The sequence below is a fragment of the Methylobacterium sp. 22177 genome, assembly GCF_052045615.1.
Lineage (GTDB): Bacteria > Pseudomonadota > Alphaproteobacteria > Rhizobiales > Beijerinckiaceae > Methylobacterium > Methylobacterium radiotolerans.
The window spans coordinates 43194-66519 of the sequence record NZ_JBQEPK010000025.1 but is presented as its reverse complement, the minus strand read 5'-3'; the positions used below and the strand labels follow the sequence as shown (position 1 = coordinate 66519).

The window sequence follows — 23326 nt, the reverse complement described above, 5'->3', positions numbered from 1 at the left end:
CGGGCGCAGAGCACCCGGAAGCTGCCGTGGATTGGAAGGGAGGACCCCCACCGCACGCCGGGCAAAGAGAAACAAGCCTCTTCGGTGCCGGCCTTTGGAGGGCCGACGAGACCAAAAAAGCCCGTTCGTCGTTGCTTTAAGCTGCGTCCCCCGTGGAGAGCGGGGTTCGCCGGTTTCGCCTCCGGCTGCCGGTTGTTGTCGGGGTCCGGTGTTGCCACCTGGATGCCGGCCGTAGGGATCCACCCTTGCGACCATCGATCCTTTAAGACCCCTGGCGGCTGTCCGGCAGTTGACCGGATGCCCACCAACCGACACGCGGCCACAGGCACGTGCGAAATTGGGCACGGCGCATATACGGAGACGGGTCCCGCGCGACAAGGGGAAACCGCCCCGAAACGCCCGCTTTTCCGCCCGCAATCCACACCCCGCGCGCTCCGTTGCAAAAACGACGCATCCCGCCGGCGCGCGGCGGGCCGCGCGGGCTTCCCAAGCGCGGCGGAAGCGGGCATCTGACCGGAGGGGGCAGAGGACTCAGGCGAGCGAGCGATGGCCGGGCCGATCAGATCCACCGCGACGGCGCGGGCGTGAGCGCCCCCCTGTGAGCGCTCCCTTGCGCAGCCCGGTCGGCGACGGGCTCCCCGAGCCGACGATCCGCACCGCCACCCTCGCCGACCTCGACGCCCTGGTCGCCCTGGAGCACGCCGCCTTCGCCACGGACCGGGCCGAGCGCCGGGCGATCCGCCACGCGATCCGCTCGCCCACCATGGACGTGCTGGCGGCCCTGATCGACCCGCCGGACCGGGATCCGATTCCGGTGCTCGTGGGCGCCGCGGTGCTGGAGCGGCGGCGCGGCAGCCGGATCGCCCGGCTGGCCTCGATCGCGGTGGCACCGAATCGCGGCGGCCTCGGCCTCGGCGGCCGGCTCCTCGACGCCGCGGAGGCCCGCGCCCGCGCCCAGGGCTGCGACCGGCTGCGGCTGGAGGTGCGCGCGGACAACGGCGCCGGCATCCGGCTCTACGAGCGCCGGGGCTACACCCGCTTCGCCGTGCGGCCGGACTATTACGAGGACGGGATGGAGGCCTGGCGCTACGAGCGCGCGCTGTAGGCGACGCGCGGGGTGCCGCCGGTCCGCGGGCGGCCCGCGGGCCGGCAGGCCCCCGCCGATATCCGGCCCCGATCGAACGGTCCGTTCTCGCGACCCGATCCGCCATGACGAGGGCGCGCGACGGCCGGACGGGCAGGACGCCGGCAGGTTGCCGGCAGGACGCCGGCAGGCCGACCCCGCGCGGCCCCGGGCCCGGCCCGGGGCTCCTCGCGGATGCGGCGCGGGGCGCCAGATCCGCTCCCCGCCGCTCCCGGGGCGGGAGCCGCACCGCCGCGCCGCCGAAGAGCGGGCCGATTTCGGCCCGTCGAAATTCGGCGCGATCTCGTCAGACAAGTCTTCGCGCTGATAATCTCTGTATTTATCTATATAAACGGCGGATCATAAAATATCCTAATCTTTATTACGGACAGCGCGATCGCTCGATTGCCCGACGAAACCTGACGTTATAGGACCGAGCATCGCAGATCCTGAGATTTTATCCCATGAGTCGCTGGCTGGGACGCTTCTCGATCCGGACCTTGCTGTGCCTGGTGATCGTCATCATGGCCTGCATGGCGCTGGGCAACGCGGTCAGGTCGCTCGTCGACGCGCGGGCGCAGGCGGCGCGCGCGGCCCGCGCCGTGACCCTGACGGAGGCGAGTCAGGGCCTCCTCAGGGCGATCCTGCCGCTGCGGCTCGAGCGCGGATCGTCCCTCGCCCTCGGGGGTGAGGCGCCCGCGGACGCGAAGACCCTGTCGACCGTCGCGGGCAGCCGGCAGGCGCTGACCGAGAATTACCGCCGGGCTCAGCGCAGCCTGAGCGATCTGGCCGAGCCGGCGGTCAGCGCGACGCTCGACCGCCTGACCACGGCGCAGGAGGCGATGGCGGCCCTGCGCCCCCGCATCGACGAGGCCCTCCGGCTGCCGAAGGCGCGGCGCGACCCGGCGCTGCGGGAGGCCGCGATGGCCGCCTTCCAGGACCTGCTCGAGGCGCTGACGGCCACGCTGAAGGCGGTCGACGCGTCCATTCCCCGCTCCGATCCCGCCCTGCAGCGCTATCTCGCCCTCAAGCAGGCGGCCTGGGACACGCGCGTGGCCAGCGGCAACGTCGCGGTGCGGGTGCAGAGCTCGCTGGTCGCCGGCGCGTCGTGGTCCCTGCCCGAGACGATCGCGGCGGCCGAGGAGCGGACCGAACTTCTGGCGGCGTGGCGGCGCACGACCGAGGCCGCGACCGGCGTCTCGGAGGCGGTGCGGGCCGCGTTCGAGCGGGCGAAGGCCAGCAATTTCGAGGGCGAGACCAGGGCCATCGCGCAGGCGGTCTTCGACGCGCTCAGCACGCACACGCCCCCGCGCCACTCGTTCGCGGAGCTGCGCGACCGCAACACCGAGAACCAGCGCTCCCTCGTGGCCCTCTGCGACGCGGCCCTGGACGCGATGGTGGCGCGCGCCGAGGCCCTCGCCGACGCGGCCCGGAGCGACGTCGCGCGCAGCGGGGCGGCGCTGCTGGCGGTGATCCTGCTGGTGGCCCTCGGCCTGTGGACCCTGTTCGGCGGCGTGCTGCGCCCGCTCCGGGCGCTGACCGCGACGATGCGGGCGCTGGCCGACGGGGACGCCTCCGTCACAGTTTCGGCGCGCACCTACCGCAACGAGATCGGCGCGATGGCGCGGGCCGTCCAGGTGTTCAAGGACAGCCTCATCCGCAGCCGGCAGCTCGAGTCCGAGGCCGCGGAGGCGCGGCTGGCGGCGGAGGCGCGGCGCCGGTCCGACCTGCGGGCGATGGCCGAGCGGTTCGAGCGGACGGTCGGCGGCATCATCGCCCAGGTCTCGGACTCGGCCACCGCGCTGCAGGGTACGGCCCAGACCATGACGGCCACCGCGACCCGGACCGCCAGCCAGTCCAGCACGGTGGCGGCCGCCGCCGAGGAGGCCGCCGCCAACGTCAGCACCGTGGCGGCGGCGGCCGAGGAACTCGGCGCCTCCGTGGAGGAGATCGGCCGGCAGGTCGAGGGATCGACCAGGCTCGCCCAGGGGGCCGTCTCGGAGGCCGGGCAGACGGGCGCGCTGGTCCGCGACCTGAGCGGCGCGGTCGCGCGGATCGGCGACGTGGTCGGGCTGATCGCGGCGATCGCCGGGCAGACCAATCTGCTGGCGCTCAACGCCACCATCGAGGCCGCCCGCGCCGGCGAGGCGGGCCGGGGCTTCGCGGTCGTCGCCGGCGAGGTGAAGGCGCTGGCGGCGCAGACCGCCCGGGCGACCGAGGAGATCGCCGGCCAGATCGCCGGCATCCAGGGCGCGACCGGCGGGGCCGTCGCGGCGATCGGCGCGATCACGGGGCGGATCCAGGAGATCAGCGGCGTGGCGAGCGCGATCGCGGCGGCGGTGGAGGAGCAGGGATCGGCCACCCGGGAGATCGTCCGCAACGTCGGGCAGGCGGCCGTCGGCACCGGCGCGGTGACCAACACCATTCTGGGGGTCGCCGGGGCCGCCGAGGAGACCGGCCGGGCGGCCGCCGCGGTACTCGCGGCGGCGTCCGCGCTGTCGCGGCAATCCGAGACGCTCACCGCCGAGGTCGCGCGCTTCCTCGACAGCGTCCGGGCCGCCTGACCGAACGGTGCCGGGGCCCGCGGGCCTCCGCCCCGATCTCGCCCGTTTAGGGGAGTCTTACGGCTCGCGCGCTACAGCGTACGCAACGGGCGGGCGCAATCCCGCCGCGCATGAGTCGCCGTCCATGGCCGTGATCGTCGCCTTCGTCATCAATGCGGGGCTCAACTTCGTCCTCGGCCTGCTGATCGCCAAGCTGCTGGGCCCGGCGGATTTCGGCCGGTTCGCCCTCGCGACCACCGGCGCCATCGTGCTGAACACGGTGCTGTTCGAGTGGCTGCGCCTGTCGGCGACGCGGTTCTACTCGGGGCGCGTGCGCGTCGACGAGCCGTGGATCCGCCACGGGCTCGACCGGGCCTACCTGCGCATCGGCGCCCTGCTCCTGGCCGCCGCGGCCCTATGCGGGGCCTTCGGCTTCGCCGGCGGCGCCGACGGGCGCGAGGCGGTCCTGTGCGGCACCGGCCTCGCGGCCCTGGGCATCGGCGTGTTCGACTATCACGCGGCCCTCGCCCGGGCGCGCTTCGACGGCAAGCTCTATCTCGGCCTCGTCGCGGTGAAGAACGTCCTGTCCTTCGCCCTGATGGCGGCGGCGGCGTGGTGGCTGCCCCAGCCGGCCTGGGTGCTGGCGGCGGCGGGACTGAGCCAGCTCCTCGCGGTGGTGGTGCTGCGCCACCCCCTGCGGGACCCGCGCACGCCCCTCGAGCGGCCGCGCCTGTCGGCGACCTGGCGGGTCTTCGCGCGCTACGGCCTGCCGCTCATCGCCGCCAACACCGCCTACCAGTGCCTCACCTTCGTCAATCGTGGCGCCATCGCGGGCCAGGCCGGCTTCGCCGAGGCCGGCTACTTCGCCCTGGCGGCCGACGTCACCTCGCGCGCGCTGATGACGCTGGGCACCGCCCTCGACCTGCTGCTGTTCCAGCTCGCCGTGCAGGCCGAGGAGCAGAGCGGCCGCGCCGCCGCCGAGGCGCAGGTCGCCGCCAATGCCGGCACCGTGTTCGCCCTGCTGGCGCCCTGCGCGGTCGGCTTCTGGGCGGTGCTGCCGGCCCTCCAGGGGCTGGTGGTGCCGGACGCCTATCGCGGGCCGTTCGAGACCTACAGCACCGTGCTGATGCCGGGCCTGTTCTGCCTCGCGATGATGTTCTACGCCCTCAACCCGGTCTTCCAGATCCGCCGCCGGACCCTGCCGGTGGTCGCCGCCGCCCTGGTCGGCCTCGCGGTGAACGGCGCCGGCCTCCTCGTCCTGCCGGACCGGATGGGCGGTCTCGGCGTCGCGCTGGCGCAGAGCGCCGGGCTCGCCGCCGCCGGAACGTGGCTCGGCTGGCGCGCCCTGACCGGCGCGGAGCGGATCGCGCTGCCCTGGGGGGAGATCGGCGTCGCGGCGCTCGCCTGCGCGGCGATGGGGCTCGCCCTCGCCCCCTTCCGGCAGCTGCCGCCCGCCACCGCGCTGGCGGTCCTGGTTCCGGCCGGGATGGTTCTCTACGGGACCCTGGTCTGGATCCTCGACATCGCCGGCCTGCGCCGCCAGGTCCTGGCGCGCCTGCGCCCGGCAGGGACCGTGGCGGCGGAGTAGGCTCGCGCGCCGCCGCCGCAGTGGAAATCCCGCCGCTGAAACCCCGCGACTCCACCTCCGCTTGAATCCGCCGCCGGATCCGGCGACACCCGTCCTGGAATGGATACAAACAGGACCGGGGCGGGAACGATGGGCGTGTACGAGCCCGGCACCGAGGCGGAGGCCGGGGAGATCGTGCGGGCGGCCGCGGGGCGCGGCGAGCGCCTGCGCCTCGCCGGCGGCGGCACCGCCGCGGGGCTCGGCCGGCCCGCGCAGGACAGCGCGACCCTCTCGGCGAAGGCCCTCACCGGCGTCACGCTCTACGAGCCCGCCGAGATGGTGGTGGCGGCCCGGGCCGGGACGCCGCTCGCCGAGGTCGAGGCGCTGCTCGCCTCCCGCGGCCAGATGCTGCCCTTCGAGCCGATGGACCTGCGCGGCCTCTACGGCAGCGCCGGGGAGCCGACCCTCGGGGCGGTCGCGGCGATCAACAATGCCGGTCCCCGGCGGATCAACGCCGGCGCGGCCCGGGACAGCCTGATCGGCGTCCGCTTCGTCAACGGGCGCGGCGAGGCGATCAAGTCGGGCGGCCGGGTGATGAAGAACGTCACCGGCCTCGACCTCGTGAAGCTGATGGCCGGCGCCCACGGCACGCTGGGCCTGCTCACCGAGATCACCTTCAAGGTGCTGCCCGCCTGCGAGCGGGTGGCGACCCTGGTCTTCTCCGGCCTGGAGGACGCCCGGGCGGTGACCGCCCTGGCGGAGGCGCTGGGCTCGCCCTTCGAGCTCACGGGGGCCGCGCACCTGCCGGCGGGGATCGGCGCCCCGGAGGCGCGGACGCTGATGCGCCTCGAGGGCTTCTCCGACTCCATCGACTACCGCGCGGGCGCGCTGCGCCGCCTGCTGAAGCGCTACGGTCAGCCCGAGACCGTGGACGGTGAGGCCGGCGCCGCCCTCTGGCGGTCGGTGCGCGACGCGGCGCCGCTCGCCGAGCCCCGGGAGGCCGCCCTCTGGCGGATCTCCACCGCGCCGACCCGCGGGCCGGCCCTGGCGGCGGCGGTCGCGGCCGAGCGCGAGGCGCGCTGGTTCTTCGACTGGGGCGGCGGCCTGATCTGGCTCGCCACCGGCTCGGCGGGCGATGCCGGCGCCGCGACGGTGCGCCGGGCGGTGAAGGCCCAGGGCGGCCACGCCACGCTGGTGCGCGCACCCGACGCCGTGCGCGCCGCCGTGCCGGTGTTCGAGCCGCTGGCCGAGCCGCTGATGCGGCTCACCGCCGGCATCAAGGCGGCGCACGATCCCGCCGGGGTGCTCAACCCCGGCCGGATGTACGCCGGACTGTAAGCATCAGATTTCGCCCCTCCCCGACCGTGGGGAGGCGTGGCGCCGAGGACGCGACCCGTGCAGACCAACTTCGCCCCCGCCCAGCTCGCCGATCCCGCCATGGCGGCGTCGGAGAAGATCCTGCGGACCTGCGTGCATTGCGGCTTCTGCACGGCGACCTGCCCGACCTACCTGCTGCTCGGGGACGAGCTCGATTCCCCGCGCGGGCGGATCTACCTGATCAAGGACATGCTGGAGGGCGGCAAGCCGGCCTCGCAGGAGGTGGTCAAGCACGTCGACCGCTGCCTCTCGTGCCTGTCCTGCATGACCACCTGCCCGTCGGGGGTGCACTACATGCACCTCGTCGACCACGCCCGGGCGCATATCGAGGAGACCTACACCCGCCCCGCCGGCGACCGGTTCCTGCGGGCGCTGCTCGCCCAGGTCCTGCCCTATCCGGGCCGCTTCCGCCTCGCGCTCACCGCCGCCAGGCTCGGCGCGCCGTTCCGGGGCCTGGTGGCCCGGCTGCCGCGGGTCGGCAACCGCCTCGCGGCCATGCTCGACCTCGCGCCGGCCGGGACGCCGCCCCGCGAGCCGACGAACCGGCCCGGCCGGTTCCCGCCGGCGGGCGCGGGGGCGGCCGGGACGGCCCCCAAGCGCGTCGCCCTGCTGCGCGGCTGCGCCCAGAGCGTGCTGCGGCCGGACTTCAACGCCGCCGCGATCCGGCTGCTCAACCGGCACGGGATCGAGGTCGTCCACGCGAACGAGGGCTGCTGCGGGGCACTGACCCACCACATGGGCAAGGAGGACTCGGCCCACGCCCACGCCAAGCAGGCGATCGACGCCTGGGACGCCGAGATCGCCAAGGGCCTCGACGCGATCCTGGTCACGGCCTCGGGCTGCGGCACGACCATCAAGGATTACGGCTTCATGTTCCGCGACGACCCGGCCTACGCCGAGAAGGCGCTGCGGGTCTCGAGCCTGGCCAAGGACGTGACCGAGTACCTCGCGCTGCTCGACCTGGCCCCCGTCGCCGAGACCGACCTGGTGGTGGCCTACCACTCGGCCTGCTCGATGCAGCACGGCCAGGGCATCCGGCTGGAGCCCAAGACGCTGCTGAAGCGCGCGGGCTTCACCGTGAAGGACGTGCCCGAGGGCCACATCTGCTGCGGCTCGGCGGGGACCTACAACATCCTGCAGCCGGAGCTGGCCGCGAAGCTGCGCGCCCGGAAGGTCGCCAATATCGAGCGCGTGCGCCCCGACGTGATCGCCACCGGCAACATCGGCTGCGCCACGCAGATCGGGAAGGGCACCGGCATCCCGATCGTCCACACGGTCGAGCTGCTCGACTGGGCCACCGGCGGCCCGAAGCCCGCGGCGCTGGCCGGGGTGGCGCCGCGGCTCGAAGCGGCGGAGTAGGCACACGCCTGTCGCGACGCGGCAGGCCGTCATCGCGCGCAGCGAGGCGATCCGGCGATGCGGCCCAGGGATGCGGCCCAGGGATGCGGCCCATCCGCGATCGTCAGCGCCGCCCTGGATCGCTTGGCCGCGCTCGCGACCGCGGACCGGCCGCCTCCGCGCCGTGACAGGCCCGTGACATCTATTCACGTTGACCCTTGCCAAATCCGCGCAGCGGTCTGTAATGATGTCGACCCCTCTCCGGTCCCGCCGGTCGCCGCAACGGCCCGCGGACGTGACCGAATTCCTCGCGAAATCGGTCGTGGTGTCGCGGCGGGCCCTGTCGGTCCGCCTGGCGGCGGCCCGTGCCGCCCGCGATCGGGCAGGTGTCGCACGACGCGGCGGAGTTCCTCCGTCGCACCCAGGAATTCACGGCCGGTCCCCCGCCGGCCGAGATTGTTTCGCGAGGTCGGGACCACGATGGACGGACGCACGGCCCAGCATAGAGCTGCGCGTGCCCCGGAGGCGCACGAGGCGCGTCGCACCGGTCCGTCCGTCCGCCCGGCCTGTTTCAACCCCAGGCGCCCAGGGCGCCGAACGGCGGTTGACGGCAATTTCCCCTCGAACCCATCCGCCTCGGCGACGAGGCCGGCATCCCGCCCGACAGGTTTGACGTCGGGCGAGGCGCCGCCGGGACCACGGGCACGGAGAACGACGTCGGCCGCCATGCCGAGAGTCCGACATGGCCAACAAAATGCTGATCGACGCGATGCACCCGGAGGAGACCCGGGTCGTCACGGTCCACGGGTCTAGGGTCGAGGAGTTCGACTTCGAAGCCGCCAACCGGCGCCAGCTGCGCGGCAACATCTACCTCGCCAAGGTCACCCGGGTGGAGCCGTCGCTCCAGGCGGCGTTCGTCGAGTATGGCGGCAACCGCCACGGCTTCCTGGCCTTCAACGAGATCCATCCCGACTACTACCAGATCCCGCTGGCCGACCGGCAGGCGCTCCTCGAGGAGGAGGCCCGCGACGCCGAGGAGCACCGCGAGCGCGAGGAGCGTCGCCGCCGGTCGTCGTCGCGCCGGTCCCGCGGCCGCCGCGCCGAGGCCCGTGCCCGCGGCGCCGACGAGACCGTGAGCGCCGAGGACACGCACGCGGCCGCCGAGGGCGAGGATCAGGCCGAGGTCCGGAACGAGTCGGGGATCGACCCGGCCGTCCAGCCCGACACGCTCGCCGAGAACCCCGAGGCCGTGCAGGAGGCCCTCGCCTCCGAGGCCGCCGCCGGCGACATCCCGGCGGACGGCGAGCCGGCGCGCGCCGCCGAGCCCGCGGTCGACGCGGCCGGATCCGACCTGTCCGAGACCGCTCCGGTCGAGGCGCAGGCCGCCCCCGCCGGGGCCGAACCGGTCGCCGCCGAGCCCGGATCCGACCTGTCCGAGCCGGAGGCCCGCATCGCCGTCGCGGAGGCGCTGACCGTGTCCGACGCGCCGGGCGAGACCGTCGCGGACGCGCTCGCGACGGAGGCGAGCGAGGCGGAGGAGTCCGCCGCGCCGACCGCCGCCGACGCGGCGGACGAGGCCTCCGAGGAGGACGACGAGGAGTCCGACGACGACGAGGATGAGGACGAGTCGGAGGACGACGAGGACGAGTCCGACGACGACGAGGAGTCGGACGAGGAGTCGGACGATCCCGACGCCGAGCCCAAGATCGCCCAGGTCGGCGGCAACGGCGACGCGCTGGCCGAGATCCCCGAGCGTCCGCGCCACTACCGCCGCCAGTACAAGATCCAGGAGGTGATCAAGCGCCGCCAGATCATCCTGGTGCAGGTCGTCAAGGAGGAGCGCGGCACGAAGGGCGCGGCGCTCACCACCTACCTGTCGCTCGCCGGCCGCTACTCGGTGCTGATGCCCAACACGGGCCGCGGCGGCGGCATCTCCCGCAAGATCACCTCGGCGGCCGACCGCAAGCGCCTCAAGGAGGTCGTGCAGGACCTGGAGGTGCCCGAGGGGATGGGCGTCATCCTGCGCACCGCCGGCGCCTCGCGCTCCAAGCCCGAGATCGCCCGCGATTTCGAGTACCTGATGCGGCTGTGGGAGTCGGTCCGGGAGCTGACCCTGACCTCCATGGCCCCGGCGCTGGTCTACGAGGAGGGCTCGCTGATCAAGCGCGCCATCCGCGACCTCTACAACAAGGATCTGGACGAGGTTCTGGTCGCCGGTGAGGACGCCTACCGCGAGGCCAAGGACTTCATGCGGATGCTGATGCCCGGCCAGTCCAAGGTCGTGAAGCCCTACCGCGACTCGACGCCGATCTTCGCCCGCTTCGGCGTCGAGCAGCAGCTCGACGCGATGTTCTCCACGCACGTCTCGCTGAAATCCGGCGGCTACCTCGTGATCAACCCGACCGAGGCGCTGGTCTCGATCGACGTCAACTCCGGCCGCGCCACCCGCGAGCACGACATCGAGGACACCGCCCTCAAGACGAACCTGGAGGCCGCCGAGGAGGTCGCCCGCCAGCTGCGGCTGCGCGACCTCGCGGGCCTGATCGTCATCGACTTCATCGACATGGAGGAGAAGCGGAACAACCGCGCCGTCGAGAAGAAGCTCAACGAGTGCCTGAAGAACGACCGGGCGCGCATCCAGGTCGGCCGGATCTCGCCGTTCGGCCTGCTGGAGATGAGCCGCCAGCGGATCCGCACGGGCGTGCTCGAATCCTCCTCGATCCCCTGCGCCCATTGCGGCGGCTCGGGCTTCGTGCGCGCCACCGCGTCGGTGGCCCTGCACATCCTGCGCTCGATCGAGGAGGTGCTGCTCAAGTCGGCCTCGCACAACCTCGTCCTGCGCACCCGCACCGAGATCGCGCTCTACATCCTCAACCAGAAGCGCGGGCACCTGCGCGAGCTCGAGGTGCGCTTCGGCGTGACGATCACGATCGCGGCCGACGAGCGGCTGGCGGCCACCACCCCGTTCCAGCTCGACCGCGGCGAGCCGGCCCAGCGGGCGGAGGGCCCGGTGACGGGCGTGCGCGCCCAGGCGATCTCGCCCGCGATGGAGTTCGACGACGAGGACGAGGAGGCCGACGAGGCCGAGGCCGAGACGGAGTCCGAGGGCGAGGCCGACGAGGGCCGGGCCGAGGCCCGCGAGGACGGGTCGCGCGAGGACGGCGAGGGCCGTCGCCGCCGCCGCCGCCGCCGGCGGCGCGGCGGTCGCCAGGAGGGCCGCGGCGAGGAGGGCCGCGCCGAGGACGATCGCGGCGACGACGATCAGGACGACTCGCAGGACGACCCGCAGGACGGCGCCCGTTCGGACGCGGAGAGAGGCGACGGGGACTGGGACGGCGAGCAGCCGGCCGGGACCGAGGCCCCCGCCGCGGCCGTCGCCGCGGAGGCCGGCGACGCCGACGAGACGGTGGCCGGTTCGGACGAGGCGGCCCGGTCCGAGGACGAGGGCGGCCGTCGCCGTCGCCGCGGACGCCGCGGCGGGCGCGGGCGCAGCGAGGGCCGCTCCCGCGACGCGTCCGCGACGGACGACGCTTCGGAGGCCGCGGGCGACGTCGTCGCCCTGTCGGCGGAGGAGCCGGTGAGCGCTGAGGCGGTGGCCGAGGCGGTCGGATCGGCGCCGGCACCGGCCGCCGACGCCGAGACCGCGGTGGACCTGCCGGTGGCGCCGGCCGAGTCCGCGGCGCCGGCGGCCGACCGGGCGAGCGTCGGCGCGCAGGCAGAAGCCCCGTCGCCCGAGCCCGCGTCGCCCGAGGCCGCCCCCGCCGAGCCGGCGCCCGAGCCCGTGGCGATCGTGCTGACGCCCCCGTCCGACCCGGATCGGCCGAAGCGCGCCGGCTGGTGGTCCCGCACCAAGGCGGCCCTGACCGGCGAATGAAGCATTGCGCCCCTCGATAGAGCGCTATCCGGGGGCGCAACTTCTCGAAGAAAAGCTGTTGCGCCGCAGGGATGCCCCGCAACGCTTGTTCGGAGACTAGTCTATCCTTCACCATTGGTTGAAGGTTCTGTGTGACCATGCGCTCCGATTAGAATGTCGGAGAGGCCCGCATGTTCAGTTTGCGCCGGCAGCGTCAGAACCCTGACGCGCTAGCAACCCCGGTGACGGCGATCGCACCGGTCGAGACGGCCGTTGCCGCGCCGGTCGAGACGGCACCGAATCCCGTCGCGGAACTGGCCGTCGACCGGGAATGGTTGACCCTCCTGGCGCGCCTGTCCGCCTCCGCGTCCGATGCCGGCACCTCGATCGGCTGGATGACCCACGACGCCTCCGGCACCGCCGAGCAGGCCCGTCTCATCGCGGCCGCCAGCGAGGAACTCGCCGCGACCACCGGTGAGATCGCGGCCCGCTCCTCGTCGGCGGCCGAGATGGCCGAGACCGCCCGGGCGGGCATCGCCACCTGCGTGGGCGACCTGCACCGGGCCACCGACGGCATGCGCGGGATCGAGGAGGGCACCGAGGAGATCGGCAGCCGTCTCGACAGCTTCTCGACCGCCGCGCTGCGGATCGAGGAGATGGCCGGCACGATCGCGGCGATCTCGGCCCAGACCAACCTGCTCGCGCTCAACGCCACGATCGAGGCGGCCCGGGCCGGCGAGGCCGGGCGCGGCTTCGCGGTGGTCGCCGCCGAGGTGAAGACGCTGTCGGCGCAGACCGCGAAGGCGACGGACGAGATCCGGGCGCGGGTCAGCGGCCTGCGCGAGGAGATGGCCGCGATGCAGGCGGCCGTGTCGCGCAGCCGCAACGCCGTCGAGGCCGGCGCGGCCGCGATGGTGCGGGCCAATGCCCGCGTCGAGGCCGAGAGTGGCGCCGTCGCGAACGTCGCCGCGCAGATGCGCGAGGCTTCGGAGATCCTCGGCCAGCAGATGCAGGCCACCGGCGACATCGCCCAGAACGTCGGCCGCATCGCGGAAGGGACCGACAAGGCGCGCCGGGAGATCGGCGACGCCCTCGCGCAGCTCGGACGGATCGAGGATCTCGGCCGCACCCTGCTCGACCGGCAGACCGGAACCACCGCGGATCAGCGGGTGATCCGCCTGTCGGCGGATTGCGCCGCGTGGCGGCGCGCCGTCGCGGCGACGCTGGTCGGCATGCGCTCGACCGACACGCCGCCGGAGGGGATCCCCGCCGACGCGACGCGGCCGGCCGCCATCGAGACGCCCCTGGCGCAGGCCCGCGAGCAGGCGGCCGCCCTGGTCCGCCACGTGCGCAGCCAGGCCTGGGACTCGGCGACCACGGCGTTCGTGGCGTTCGAGGCGGCGGTGAAGGAAGCCCGGGCGGCGATCGAGGCCTGAAGGCCGGCCGGCCCCGGGTCCGCCGCGACCCGGGGCCGTCTCAGGAGACGATCGGACGCCGTCAGCCCGGCGGCGGCTCGGATCCCGGAGCTGCCGGCGCCGCGTCGGCCCTCTGGCGATCCCGCTCCTTGCGCAATTCCCGCTCGGCCAGCAGCCAGAACTCGATCTCGAAGCCCTCGGGCCGGTGGTTGCGCTCCCAGAGTTCGTAGGCCCGCTCGCGGATCTGCTCGAAGGTGATCGTGTCGGGCGACCGCGGCGGGGGCTGCGGTGCCGCCGCCTCGAGCCCGGATGCGGGTTCCGGCGCGGAGCCGGTCTCGGACGCGGGCGCCTGTGTCCCCGCCATCGGGTGATCCGGAGGCGGACGGAAATCGGGGGGCACTTCCATGGCGGCGGCCTCAGGAGGCCGGCTTGTCGAGATAGGCGGCGACGCTGGTGATCCGGCTCCCGACCATCGTCACCGCCTTGCGCAGCCGCTCCTCGCTGACGCCGAAACGCTGCGCCCACTCCTCGCGGGTGGCGCGGTCGTAGATGTCGATATGCGTCTTGCCTCTGGCCTCGGTCGACATGCTGTGCCCGCTCCGGTTCGCCGTCAGGCGCGGCCGTGCCGCGCGCCCTGGAGGGACAACCGGGCTCGGAGACTTCGGTTGCCGCCGGTCGCGCGGGACGGGCGGCCGGGGCGCGCGACGGATCAGGGTGCGGTCGGCGCGGGGCTCGGGACCGGCGCCGGATCCGCTTCGGCCGCGTCCGGGCGGACCCGCGCCGCCACGAAGGCGGTCAGCAGCGGCACCAGCAGCGCCGTGACCACCACGCTCGCCGCCACCAGCACGGTGGCGGGACCGGCGGCCTCCCTGTAGGCCGGGTTGGCGGCGGCGATGATCGCCGGCACGGCGGCGGCGTTGCCCGCCGTCGAGGCGGCCGCGACGCCCGCCACGCCGTTGCCCCCGGTGAGCCGGTCGGCGACGAACAGGGCCGCCCCGGTGATCGCCACCACCGCCACGCCGAGACCCATGCCGAGGAGGCCCGCCTGCCAGATCTTGGTGAGGTCGAGTCCGAAGCCGAGGGCGAAGGCGAAGAACGGGATCATCACCGGCGCCGCCCCCGACAGGAAAGCGCGCATGTCGCGGTCGAGGTTGCCGAGGATCATCCCGATCAGCAGCGGCAGGATGCTGCCCACCAGCGTCGGCCACGGGAAGGCCGACAGACCCGCCAGCCCGAGGGTCACCATGGTGAGGAACGGCCCGGATTCGAGGCTCATGATCGCGTAGGCGCCGGCATCCTTCGGGCGGCCGAACTGCCCCATCAGCGCGAGGTAGAGACCGCCGTTGGTGTCGTTCATGGCGGCGACGATCGCCAGCGTCGAGATCCCCGCGAAAGCCCCGCCCACCACCGGCGCCTCGCCGAGGAGCTGGCCGAACACCACGCCCATGATCGCCGCGATGCCGACCTTGGCGGCCAGCAGGACGCCGCCCTTGCGGGCGATCGCCGGGGTGGCGCGGAAATCGATGCCCGCGCCCATGCAGACGAAGAACACCGCCAGGATCGGCAGCGCGCCGTTGAACAGCGCGCCGGTGAACGAGCCGAAGAAGGTCGCGGTGTTCGGGAAGAGCGTGTGGAGGATCGCGCCGAGGAACAGCGGCACGACCATCAGGCCGCCGGGCACGCGCTCCAGGGAGCGCTTGATGGGTATCTGCATAGGTCGCCCTTCCGGTGCCGCCCTGCCCGGGCCCTGGCACCCACTCTTCCCCCCGGGCGGGCTGCTACAACCTTTCGACAAGTCGGCGCAACTGGCGCCCGGATCAGCACAAATGTTGACAAGTCCGCCGGCGCAACGCTGACTCGGCGCGGATCGGCTCGATCCACGGAGGCGTCCCCGGATGTCGTCAGCGATGTCCCCTTCCCTGTCCGGCTCCCCTGATCCGGCGGAGGCGCCCGGGCAGCGGGCGCTCCGCGGCGCGGAGCCGGCACGGCCCGCCTCCCTGGCCGACGGCCTCTATCAGGCGATCCGCACCGGCATCGCGAACGGCACCTACGGGCCCGACGCGCGGCTCCCGAGCGAGCACGACCTCGCGGGACGCTTCCAGGTCTCGCGGCCGGTGGTGCGGGCCGCCCTCGACCGGCTGCGCCGGGAGGGCGCGATCGTCTCGCGGCAGGGGGCCGGCAGCTTCGTGCGGGCGCGGCCGGTGCGCCCGGCCCTGGGCTTCGCCCCCGTGGAGAGCGTCGCCGACATCCAGCGCTGCTACGAGTTCCGCCTCACCCTCGAGCCGGAGGCGGCCTACCACGCGGCGCTGCGCCACGACGCGGCGGCCCTCGACCGGATCGCGGCGGCCCTCGACCGGCTGGCGGTCGCGACCCGGCAGGAGCAGCACCGGGCGGACGCCGATTTCGCCTTCCACCACGCGATCGCGGCGGCGTCGAACAACCACTACTACGCGGCCTGCCTGGAGGCGCTGCAATCCCACATCGCCGTGGGCATGACGATCCACGGCCTCGCCCTGCAGGGCCCGCGCTCCGGCCTGCGCGGCGTGCTGGAGGAGCATCGCGGGATCTTCGCGGCGATCGAGGGCCGCGACGGCGCGGGCGCCCGCAGCCGCATGGCCGCCCATATCGCCGGGTCCCGCGACCGGCTGTTCGAGGGGCGGCTCCTCGATCTCTCGCTCGGACGGCCCGCGGAGGCCGGCGCCGCCGCGCCGCCCGCTTGACCGCCGCGCCGGCCGGTCTGTATGCCTCGCGACAACCTGACAACAAGGACGCGAGCCGCGCTCGGCCGGGCGGCGCGGCCGGCGAGGCTCCCGCCATGATCCGCCCGACATGACCCGCCTGCGCCTCATCGCCGACGATCTCACCGGCACCCTCGACACGGCCGCGGGCTTCACCGGCCTGTGCGGGTCGATCCCTGTGGCGTGGCCCGAGATCCTGGCCGCGGAGGCCGCCGGGGGCTCGCGCGGGTGCCTGGCGATCGATTCCGGCACGCGGGAACTGTCGGCGGAGGCCGCCGGGCGGATCGTCGGCGCCCTCGCGCCCCGGCTGGACGGAGCCGGCATCGCCTTCAAGAAGGTCGACAGCCTCCTGCGCGGCCCCTGGGCGGCGGAACTCGCGGCGGTGCTGCGGACCGGGACCTGGGAGCGCTGCGTCGTGGCGCCGGCCTTCCCGTACCAGGGACGCCGCACGGCGGGCGGGCGGCAGCTCGCCCGGCGCGGCGCGGGCTTCGAGCCGGTCTCGGGCGACATCGCCGAGGCCCTGCGGGCGGTCGGGCTGCCGGCGCGCCGGGTCGACCCGGCCGACGGCCCCGTGGCGGGCGTCGCCGTCTACGACGCGGCGAGCGACGCCGATCTCGCCCGGGTGGCGGATCTCGGTGGCGGCGGCCCGGTGCTCTGGTGCGGCAGCGGCGGACTCGCCGCCGCCCTGGCGCGGGGCGCGGCGCCGCCGGGCGACGCCCGGCTGGCCGGTCCCGTGCTCGGGCTGTTCGGCTCCGACCGGCCCGAGACCGCGGCGCAGCTCGCGGCCTCCGGCACCCACCACCTCGTCCTGTCGGCGGACGATCCCGACCATGCCGGCGCGGTGGCCGCGCGCCTCGACCGGGACGGCGCTGTCCTGGCGAGCCTCGCGCTGCCCGCCGGCACCGCCCGGGAGGACGCCGCGGCGCATATCGCCGCGACCTTCGCGGGCGTGATCGACCGCATCCCGCGGCCCGGCACGCTGCTGGTCGCCGGCGGCGAGACCCTGAAGGCGCTCTGCCTCGCCCTCGCCGTCGCGCGCCTCGACGTCACCGGGCAGATCGCGCCCGGCCTGCCCCGCTCGACCCTGCGGGGCGGCCGCTGGGACGGGCTGCCGGTCGTGTCGAAGTCCGGCGCCTTCGGAACAGAGGGCGTCTGGCGCGACCTCCTCCACCAGAACGGCTTCCCGCACGACAGGAGCGCCCCGTGACCCAACATCTCGCCATCACCATGGGCGATCCCGCCGGCATCGGCCCCGAGATCATCGTCAAGGCCGCGGCCCGGCTGAAGGACCGGATCGCGGCGGGCGACCTGAAGCTCGTGGTCATCGGCAGCGCCCCGGCCCTGCGCCGGGCCGAGCAGGCGCTCGGCCTCCTGCCGGAGGCCATCCCGGAGGTCGCCGAGGCCGGCGACTGGCCGGCGCTGTGCTGCCTCCAGGCCGACGCCGAGGGCGCGCCCATCGAGCCCGGCCGGCTCTCCGCCGACGGCGGGCGCTTCGCCTACAAGGCGATCGAGGCCGGCGTCCGCCTGGCCATGGCGGGGCGGATCGGCGGCATCGTCACGGCGCCGCTCAACAAGGAGGCGCTCAACAAGGCCGGCTACCACTATGCCGGCCATACCGAGATGCTGGCGGAGCTGACCGGGGTGCGCGGGTCGGTGATGATGCTGGCCCACGGCAACATGCGGGTCTCCCACGTCACCACCCACGTCGCCCTGGAGGACGTGCCGAAGCGCCTGACCCCGGAGCGGCTGCGCCTCGTCATCGACCTCACCGACAAGGCCCTGAAGGGGCTCGGCCTCGCCAAGCCCAAGATCGCGGTCGCCGCGCTGAACCCTCACGCCGGCGAGGGCGGCCTGTTCGGGCGCCAGGACATCGACGTCAGCACGCCGGTGATTGAGAAGGCCAATGCCGAGGGTCTCGACGTGCACGGGCCGGTGCCGGGCGACACGGTGTTCGTGAAGCTGCGCGCGGGCCAGTACGACGCGGTGGTGGCCATGTACCACGACCAGGGGCACATCCCGGTGAAGCTGCTCGGCTTCGAGATCGACCCGGCCACGGGGAAGTGGATGGACCTGTCGGGCGTGAACATCACCCTGGGCCTGCCGATCATCCGCACCTCGGTCGATCACGGCACCGCCTTCGACATCGCCGGCACCGGCGTCGCCAACGAGCGCAGCCTCATCGAGGCGATCGAGTTCGCCGAGAAGCTCGCAGCCAGCCGAGCGGCGTGAGACTCGGCGGCGTGAGACTCGGCGGATGACGGGGGCGGCGATCCGCGCCCCCGTCCCGAGGTGCCGCGGCGGTCGCGATCATCGCCGGAGCCGGCCTCCGTGGAACGCGAGCCGGTCGTCCCGGGCCACGGGCTCGGCGGGCGTGTTTCACGTGAAACAAACCAGGAACATCGGCCTAGCGGATGTCGGCCTCCTGCCCCACCGCCTCGCAGGCGAAGGGCGACGGCGGCGCCTCGACGCCGCGCCAGCGGCCGTAGGTCCAGGGGCGATACCACGCCGCTCCCGCGGGCAGGCGCTCCGGCACGAGGTCGATGCCGTGCGTGCCGAGCGGCCCGCAGCGGCAGATCCGGGCGAATCCCATCCAGCCGCCGGGCCAGAGCCCGTGCCGGGCAATGGCCGTGTCGGTGTACTCGGAGCAGCTCGGCCAGTGGCGGCACTGGCGGCCGACCAGGCCCGACAGCGTCAGCTGGTAGCCGCGGATCGCCCAGTGGGCGGCGCGCCGGACCATCCCGTCAGGCGGCCTGCCGCTTGGCGGCGATCTGGTCGAGGGCGTCCACCACCGCGTCGAAGGTCAGGAGCGTCGAGGCGTGGCGCGCCTTGAAGTCCCGCACCGGCTCGAGCACCGCGAGGTCGGACCACGCGCCGTCGGGCGCCGGACCGTTCTCCTTGAGCATGGACCGCATGGTCTCGCGGACGCCGCGCAGCTCCTCCGCGCTGGCGCCGACCACGTGCCGACCCATCAGCGACGAGGAGGCCTGCCCGAGGGCGCAGGCCCGGACCTCCTGGGCGAAATCCGCGACCCGGCCGTCCTCGCCCAGGACGAGGTCGACCGTCACGGTCGAGCCGCACAGGCGGGAATGGGCCGTGGCGGTCGCGTCCGGGTTCTCGAGCCGGCCGAGCCGGGGGATGTCGGCGGCGAGTTCCAGGATACGGCGGTTGTAGATGTCGTCGAGCATCGGGTCCTCGGCCGGAGGCACAATGTCCATCGGGACTCTGCCGCGTGCGACGCGCATTGCGCGTTGCCCCGCGAACGATGATATAGGCGCGATGCGGCCGCTTCGCGAGGAGGCGGGCCGTCGACCAGGGTCGCGCCCACGGCCACGGTGGTTCCCACGGCCTTTCGTCCATCCCGGGGCGCCGGCTTGAAACCTTTTCGAGCCCGGGATCTTCCCTCGAACGCCCGACGCGATCCGACGATGTACGCCAAGCCCGACAGCACCCCGATGAAATCCCGCATCGCGCGGGCCGGAGATGCCATGGATGCCGCGCTCAAATCCTTGTCCTACCAGGGTGACGGCCAGGGTTTCGACCGGAACGGGATCGAGGGGCAAGGTCTGAACGGCATGCGCAATGACAATCGGCCCGCCGATGACGGGCGGCCCGTCGAGGTGGCGCCCGAGCCGGCCTCCGCGACCCGCGTCCCGGACGGGATCGAGACCGGCCGCCCGAGCCGCGCCGAGGCCGAGGCCGCCGTCCGCACCCTCCTGCGCTGGGCCGGCGACGACCCGACCCGCGAGGGTCTGCTCGACACCCCGGCCCGGGTCACCAAGGCCTACGAGCAGCTGTTCGGCGGCTACGCGGTCGACGCCGAGAAGTTGCTGGAGCGCGTCTTCGAGGAGGTCGAGGGCTACTCGGACATCGTGCTGGTGCGCGACATCCCGTTCCACTCCCACTGCGAGCACCACATGGTGCCGTTCATGGGGCTCGCCCACATCGCCTACTATCCGACCCGGGGCGTGGTCGGCCTGTCGAAGCTCGCCCGCGTGGTCGACACCTTCGCCCGCCGCCTGCAGACGCAGGAGACCATGACCGCCCAGATCGCCGACGTGATCGAGAGCATCCTCAAGCCCCGCGGCGTCGCCGTGATGGTGGAGGCCGAGCATCTCTGCATGGCGATGCGCGGCGTCCAGAAGGCCGGCGTCTCGACCATCACGAGCCAGTTCCGCGGCGTCTTCAAGGACAACGCCAACGAGCAGGTCCGCTTCCTGACCCTGGTGCGCGGCGGCGCCAAGTAGCTCCGACGAGCGAGCCGGATCACCCTGCCATGACCGCGCGCGACATCGCCTTCGATCCCCCCGGCACCCGCGCCGAGGTCGAGGAGGGCGCGGCCCTCACGCCGCGCTTCGACCGCGACGGCCTCGTCGCCTGCATCGCGGTGGACGCGCGGGACGGGCAGGTGCTGATGCTCGCCCACATGAACGCCGAATCGCTGGCGCGCACCCTCGAGACCGGCGAGGCGTGGTACTGGTCGCGCTCGCGCCGGGAACTCTGGCACAAGGGGGCGACCAGCGGCCAGATCCAGCGCATCGTCGAGATGCGGGTCGACTGCGACCAGGACGCCCTGCTGATCCGCGTCGAGGTCGGCGGCGACGGCGGCTGCTGCCACACCGGCCGGCGCGACTGCTTCTACCGCAGCGTCGTCCGGGAGGCGGACGGCCGGGTGGTCCTGAAAGCCGCCGGGCGATGAGCCGCCCTCTTGCCACCCGGTGGCAAGACGAGTCCGCCGACCCGCATTTCCCGCCCGGAACCGTCGAGCCGCTCCGGCCGCCGCCGAGCCCCGGTCCGCTCGTCGGGCTCGCCCTCGGGGGCGGCTCGGCCCGGGGCTGGGCGCATATCGGGGTGATCCGCGCCCTGGAGGAGGCCGGCATCCACCCGTCCGTGGTGGCGGGCTGCTCCATCGGCGCCGTGGTCGGCGCCTGCTACGCGGCCGGGCGCCTCGACCGGCTCGAGGCCTTCGCCCGGGCGCTGACCCGGCGCCGGGTCGTCGGGCTCATCGATCCCCGCCTGCCGGGCTCCGGGCTGATCGCCGGCAACCGCCTCCGCCAGCGCCTCGCCGCCGATCTCGGCGAGCGCCGGATCGAGACGCTGCCGGTCCGCTTCGGCTGCGTCGCCACCGAGTACGGCACCGGCCACGAGGTCAGCCTGACCGCGGGCCCGGCGGTGGACGCGGTGCGCGCCTCCTACGCGATCCCCGGCCTGTTCCCGCCGGTGGCCCATGACGGCCGCGTGCTGATGGACGGGACACTGGTCAACCCGGTGCCGGTGGCGCTCGCCCGCGCGCTCGGAGCCGACTTGGTCATCTGCGTGAACCTCAACGGCGACACCGGCGGACCGGTGGTGCGCGAGGCACCGCACCCGCCCCCGCGCCGGGGCTTCCTGCAGGGGGTGCGCGGGCGCCTGCCGGGCTTCGACCGGCCGGAGCCCGAGATCGCCGTGCCGGGCATCGCCCGGGTGGTGCTCGACGCCTTCAACACCACGCAGGACCGGATCTCGCGGGCGCGGCTGGAGCGCGACCCGCCGGACGTGGCCATCGGCCCGGATCTCGCCGCCTTCGGGCTGTTCGATTTCCACCGGGCCGCGGAGGGCATCGCCCTCGGGCACCGCGCCGCCCGCGCCGCCCTGCCCCGGATCCGGGCCGTGCTGGAGGGTGCGGCCGCGCGGGCCTGAAAGGTCCGGGCGCGTCCCTTCGGAGGAGGCCGTCATCCGGCTGTCGTGGCCGCCTGCGATGGGCGCCGTGCATGCTGGAGGACCTCCAATGTATACGAGTCGCCGTCAGATCCTGCTGTCCGGAGGCGCGGGCCTCGTCGGGCTGGCCTCGGGCCTCGGACGGCCCGGCCTGAGCCGCGCCGCCGACCGGCCGGTCCTGACCCACGGTCTCCAGTCGGGCGATGTCGGCACCGACTCGGCGGTGGTCTGGGCCCGGTCCGACCGGCCCGCCCGGGCGATCGTCGAGTGGGCGACCACCGAGAGCTTCGCCGACATCCGCGGCGGCGTCTTCGCCGACGCCCTGCCGGAGACCGACGGCACCGTGAAGGTGGCGCTGACCGGGCTGCCGGCCGGCCAGGACGTGTTCTACCGGGTCCGCCTGGAGGACGTCGCCGCGCCGACCATCGTCGGACCGGCCCAGGTCGGGCGGTTCCGGACCGCGCCGGCGGACCGGCGCTCGGTGTCGTTCTGCTGGTCGGGCGACACGGCGGGCCAGGGCTGGGGCATCGACGAGGCCCGTGGCGGCATGACGATCTACTCCGCCATCCTGAAGAACCGGCCGGACTTCTTCATCCATTCCGGCGACACGATCTACGCCGACGGGCCGATCCAGTCCGAGGTGAAGCTCCCCGACGGCAGCCTGTGGCGCAACCGGGTGACCGAGGAGGTCGCCAAGCCCGCCGAGACGCTCGCGGAGTTCCGGGGCCGGCACAAGTACAACCTCACCGACCGGAACGTGCTGGCGATGAACGCCGCCGTGCCGATCCTGGCGCAGTGGGACGACCACGAGGTCACTAACAACTGGTGGCCGGGCGAGCCCCTCACCCGGGCCGAACACCTGAAGAAGAAGTACGCCGACCCGAACGTGCTGGCCCTGCAGCTGCGGGCGGCGAAGGCCTTCCACGAGTACATGCCGATGCGCTTCGAGCCGTCGGAGCCCGGCCGGGTCTACCGCAAGATCGGCTACGGCCCGCTGGTCGACGTGTTCATGCTCGACATGCGCTCCTACCGGGGGCCGAACGGCGAGAACCGGCAGACGGCGTACGGGCCCGAGTCCCACTTCCTCGGGCCGCAGCAGATCGCGTGGCTGAAGCGGGCGCTGCTCGAATCCCGGGCCACCTGGAAGGTGATCGCCGCCGACATGCCGCTCGGCCTCGTGGTCACCTACGACACGGACCGCAACTTCGGCTCCGAGGCGGTGGCGCAGGGCGACGGCCCGCCCCTCGGGCGCGAGCTGGAGATCGCCGACCTCCTGCGCTTCATCAAGAGCGCGGGCATCCGCAACACGGTCTGGCTCACGGCCGACGTGCACTACACGGCCGCCCACTACTACGACCCCGACAAGGCGCAGTTCCAGGATTTCGAGCCGTTCTGGGAGTTCGTCTCCGGGCCGCTGCACGCGGGCACCTTCGGGCCGAACGCGCTGGACAACACGTTCGGGCCGCAGCTGCGCTACGTGAAGGCGCCCGACAAGGGGCAGGTGAACCTGTCGCCGGCCGCCGGCTACCAGTTCTTCGGCCACGTGGCGGTGGACGGTCGGACCGAGCAGATGACCGTGACCCTCAAGGACGCGGCCGACACCGACCTCTGGCACGTCACGCTCGATCCTGTGAAGGCCTGAGACGGACCGCGGGTGATACGGGCTCGCGATGTCGGC

At 73.9% G+C, this 23326-nt stretch carries 19 protein-coding genes; 14 read left to right on the top strand and 5 right to left on the bottom strand.

Annotated features, from left to right (window positions below; genetic code table 11):
- Positions 1 to 598: 598 nt before the first annotated feature.
- The 7 genes from ACTJK8_RS21070 (at position 599) to ACTJK8_RS21040 (ending at position 13237) form a co-directional block, all read left to right on the top strand.
- On the top strand, positions 599 to 1105 hold the full coding sequence (locus ACTJK8_RS21070) for a GNAT family N-acetyltransferase (RefSeq protein ID WP_012321573.1): 507 nt from the start codon (positions 599 to 601) through the stop codon (positions 1103 to 1105).
- Between the two features lie 482 nt (positions 1106 to 1587).
- Positions 1588 to 3687: a methyl-accepting chemotaxis protein gene (locus ACTJK8_RS21065; protein WP_440762458.1), complete on the top strand. Its 2100-nt coding sequence runs from the start codon at positions 1588 to 1590 to the stop codon at positions 3685 to 3687.
- A 124-nt stretch (positions 3688 to 3811) separates the two neighbouring features.
- Positions 3812 to 5254, top strand: coding sequence for a polysaccharide biosynthesis C-terminal domain-containing protein (locus ACTJK8_RS21060; RefSeq protein WP_012321571.1), 1443 nt, complete (start codon positions 3812 to 3814; stop codon positions 5252 to 5254).
- A 129-nt stretch (positions 5255 to 5383) separates the two neighbouring features.
- Complete coding sequence (locus tag ACTJK8_RS21055; protein WP_058606229.1) at positions 5384 to 6571, top strand: FAD-binding protein; 1188 nt, start codon at positions 5384 to 5386, stop codon at positions 6569 to 6571.
- 57 nt (positions 6572 to 6628) lie between these two features.
- Complete coding sequence (gene glcF, locus ACTJK8_RS21050; protein ID WP_012321569.1) at positions 6629 to 7969, top strand: glycolate oxidase subunit GlcF; 1341 nt, start codon at positions 6629 to 6631, stop codon at positions 7967 to 7969.
- 721 nt (positions 7970 to 8690) lie between these two features.
- A complete protein-coding gene (locus ACTJK8_RS21045; protein WP_440762457.1) occupies positions 8691 to 11822 on the top strand; it encodes an Rne/Rng family ribonuclease in 3132 nt (1043 codons plus the stop codon).
- Between the two features lie 170 nt (positions 11823 to 11992).
- Positions 11993 to 13237 (top strand): methyl-accepting chemotaxis protein, encoded by a 1245-nt coding sequence (locus ACTJK8_RS21040; protein WP_029361094.1) that lies wholly within the window; start codon positions 11993 to 11995, stop codon positions 13235 to 13237.
- Between the two features lie 61 nt (positions 13238 to 13298).
- Here the strand turns inward: ACTJK8_RS21040 and ACTJK8_RS21035 are convergent, their stop codons facing one another.
- The 3 genes from ACTJK8_RS21035 to ACTJK8_RS21025 all read right to left on the bottom strand — a co-directional run bounded on the left by ACTJK8_RS21035 (position 13299) and on the right by ACTJK8_RS21025 (position 14930).
- Positions 13299 to 13580 (bottom strand): DUF2934 domain-containing protein, encoded by a 282-nt coding sequence (locus tag ACTJK8_RS21035; RefSeq protein WP_440762456.1) that lies wholly within the window; start codon positions 13578 to 13580, stop codon positions 13299 to 13301.
- 52 nt (positions 13581 to 13632) lie between these two features.
- Positions 13633 to 13803, bottom strand: a complete 171-nt coding sequence (locus ACTJK8_RS21030) for a DUF3606 domain-containing protein (protein WP_012321565.1) — start codon at positions 13801 to 13803, stop codon at positions 13633 to 13635.
- Positions 13804 to 13925: 122 nt separating this feature from the next.
- Positions 13926 to 14930 carry a 2-keto-3-deoxygluconate permease gene (locus ACTJK8_RS21025; RefSeq protein WP_440762455.1) on the bottom strand — a complete coding sequence of 335 codons (1005 nt, stop codon included), beginning with the start codon at positions 14928 to 14930 and terminating at the stop codon, positions 13926 to 13928.
- A gap of 181 nt (positions 14931 to 15111) precedes the next feature.
- Here ACTJK8_RS21025 and ACTJK8_RS21020 point away from each other — a divergent pair, with 181 nt between their 5' ends.
- The 3 genes from ACTJK8_RS21020 to pdxA all read left to right on the top strand — a co-directional run bounded on the left by ACTJK8_RS21020 (position 15112) and on the right by pdxA (position 18183).
- The gene (locus ACTJK8_RS21020) at positions 15112 to 15936 is read left to right on the top strand and encodes a FadR/GntR family transcriptional regulator (protein WP_012321563.1); all 825 of its coding nucleotides are present in this window, start codon (positions 15112 to 15114) and stop codon (positions 15934 to 15936) included.
- Positions 15937 to 16045: 109 nt separating this feature from the next.
- Entirely contained in the window at positions 16046 to 17161 is a 1116-nt protein-coding gene (locus ACTJK8_RS21015; protein ID WP_440762454.1) for a four-carbon acid sugar kinase family protein, read from the top strand.
- Positions 17158 to 18183: a 4-hydroxythreonine-4-phosphate dehydrogenase PdxA gene (pdxA, locus tag ACTJK8_RS21010; protein ID WP_024828683.1), complete on the top strand. Its 1026-nt coding sequence runs from the start codon at positions 17158 to 17160 to the stop codon at positions 18181 to 18183. Before ACTJK8_RS21015 ends, pdxA begins: the two co-directional genes overlap by 4 nt.
- Before the next feature lie 175 nt (positions 18184 to 18358).
- Here the strand turns inward: pdxA and yidD are convergent, their stop codons facing one another.
- Complete coding sequence (yidD, locus tag ACTJK8_RS21005; protein WP_053620567.1) at positions 18359 to 18691, bottom strand: membrane protein insertion efficiency factor YidD; 333 nt, start codon at positions 18689 to 18691, stop codon at positions 18359 to 18361.
- A 4-nt stretch (positions 18692 to 18695) separates the two neighbouring features.
- A complete protein-coding gene (locus ACTJK8_RS21000) occupies positions 18696 to 19139 on the bottom strand; it encodes an iron-sulfur cluster assembly scaffold protein (RefSeq protein ID WP_024828685.1) in 444 nt (147 codons plus the stop codon).
- Between the two features lie 240 nt (positions 19140 to 19379).
- Here ACTJK8_RS21000 and folE point away from each other — a divergent pair, with 240 nt between their 5' ends.
- From folE to ACTJK8_RS20980, 4 genes are all read left to right on the top strand, one after another.
- Positions 19380 to 20198: a GTP cyclohydrolase I FolE gene (gene folE / locus ACTJK8_RS20995; protein ID WP_024828686.1), complete on the top strand. Its 819-nt coding sequence runs from the start codon at positions 19380 to 19382 to the stop codon at positions 20196 to 20198.
- Between the two features lie 29 nt (positions 20199 to 20227).
- Complete coding sequence (gene hisI / locus ACTJK8_RS20990; RefSeq protein WP_012321557.1) at positions 20228 to 20650, top strand: phosphoribosyl-AMP cyclohydrolase; 423 nt, start codon at positions 20228 to 20230, stop codon at positions 20648 to 20650.
- Positions 20647 to 21630 (top strand): patatin-like phospholipase family protein, encoded by a 984-nt coding sequence (locus ACTJK8_RS20985; RefSeq protein ID WP_012321556.1) that lies wholly within the window; start codon positions 20647 to 20649, stop codon positions 21628 to 21630. The genes hisI and ACTJK8_RS20985 overlap by 4 nt, the downstream gene beginning before the upstream one ends.
- A gap of 88 nt (positions 21631 to 21718) precedes the next feature.
- On the top strand, positions 21719 to 23290 hold the full coding sequence (locus tag ACTJK8_RS20980) for an alkaline phosphatase D family protein (protein ID WP_012321555.1): 1572 nt from the start codon (positions 21719 to 21721) through the stop codon (positions 23288 to 23290).
- The last annotated feature ends 36 nt before the right edge of the window (positions 23291 to 23326 follow it).

Excerpts from the sequence above, each read along its gene's own strand:
- ACTJK8_RS21065 (WP_440762458.1), top strand. The coding sequence starts at position 1,588 with ATGAGTCGCTGGCTGGGACGCTTCTCGATCCGGACCTTGCTGTGCCTG.
- ACTJK8_RS21060 (WP_012321571.1), top strand. The coding sequence starts at position 3,812 with ATGGCCGTGATCGTCGCCTTCGTCATCAATGCGGGGCTCAACTTCGTC.
- ACTJK8_RS21055 (WP_058606229.1), top strand. The coding sequence starts at position 5,384 with ATGGGCGTGTACGAGCCCGGCACCGAGGCGGAGGCCGGGGAGATCGTG.
- ACTJK8_RS21045 (WP_440762457.1), top strand. The coding sequence starts at position 8,691 with ATGGCCAACAAAATGCTGATCGACGCGATGCACCCGGAGGAGACCCGG.
- ACTJK8_RS21040 (WP_029361094.1), top strand. The coding sequence starts at position 11,993 with ATGTTCAGTTTGCGCCGGCAGCGTCAGAACCCTGACGCGCTAGCAACC.
- ACTJK8_RS21035 (WP_440762456.1), bottom strand. The coding sequence starts at position 13,580 with ATGGCGGGGACACAGGCGCCCGCGTCCGAGACCGGCTCCGCGCCGGAA.
- ACTJK8_RS21030 (WP_012321565.1), bottom strand. The coding sequence starts at position 13,803 with ATGTCGACCGAGGCCAGAGGCAAGACGCATATCGACATCTACGACCGC.
- ACTJK8_RS21025 (WP_440762455.1), bottom strand. The coding sequence starts at position 14,930 with ATGCAGATACCCATCAAGCGCTCCCTGGAGCGCGTGCCCGGCGGCCTG.
- ACTJK8_RS21020 (WP_012321563.1), top strand. The coding sequence starts at position 15,112 with ATGTCGTCAGCGATGTCCCCTTCCCTGTCCGGCTCCCCTGATCCGGCG.
- ACTJK8_RS21015 (WP_440762454.1), top strand. The coding sequence starts at position 16,046 with ATGACCCGCCTGCGCCTCATCGCCGACGATCTCACCGGCACCCTCGAC.
- yidD (WP_053620567.1), bottom strand. The coding sequence starts at position 18,691 with ATGGTCCGGCGCGCCGCCCACTGGGCGATCCGCGGCTACCAGCTGACG.
- ACTJK8_RS21000 (WP_024828685.1), bottom strand. The coding sequence starts at position 19,139 with ATGCTCGACGACATCTACAACCGCCGTATCCTGGAACTCGCCGCCGAC.
- folE (WP_024828686.1), top strand. The coding sequence starts at position 19,380 with ATGTACGCCAAGCCCGACAGCACCCCGATGAAATCCCGCATCGCGCGG.
- hisI (WP_012321557.1), top strand. The coding sequence starts at position 20,228 with ATGACCGCGCGCGACATCGCCTTCGATCCCCCCGGCACCCGCGCCGAG.
- ACTJK8_RS20985 (WP_012321556.1), top strand. The coding sequence starts at position 20,647 with ATGAGCCGCCCTCTTGCCACCCGGTGGCAAGACGAGTCCGCCGACCCG.
- ACTJK8_RS20980 (WP_012321555.1), top strand. The coding sequence starts at position 21,719 with ATGTATACGAGTCGCCGTCAGATCCTGCTGTCCGGAGGCGCGGGCCTC.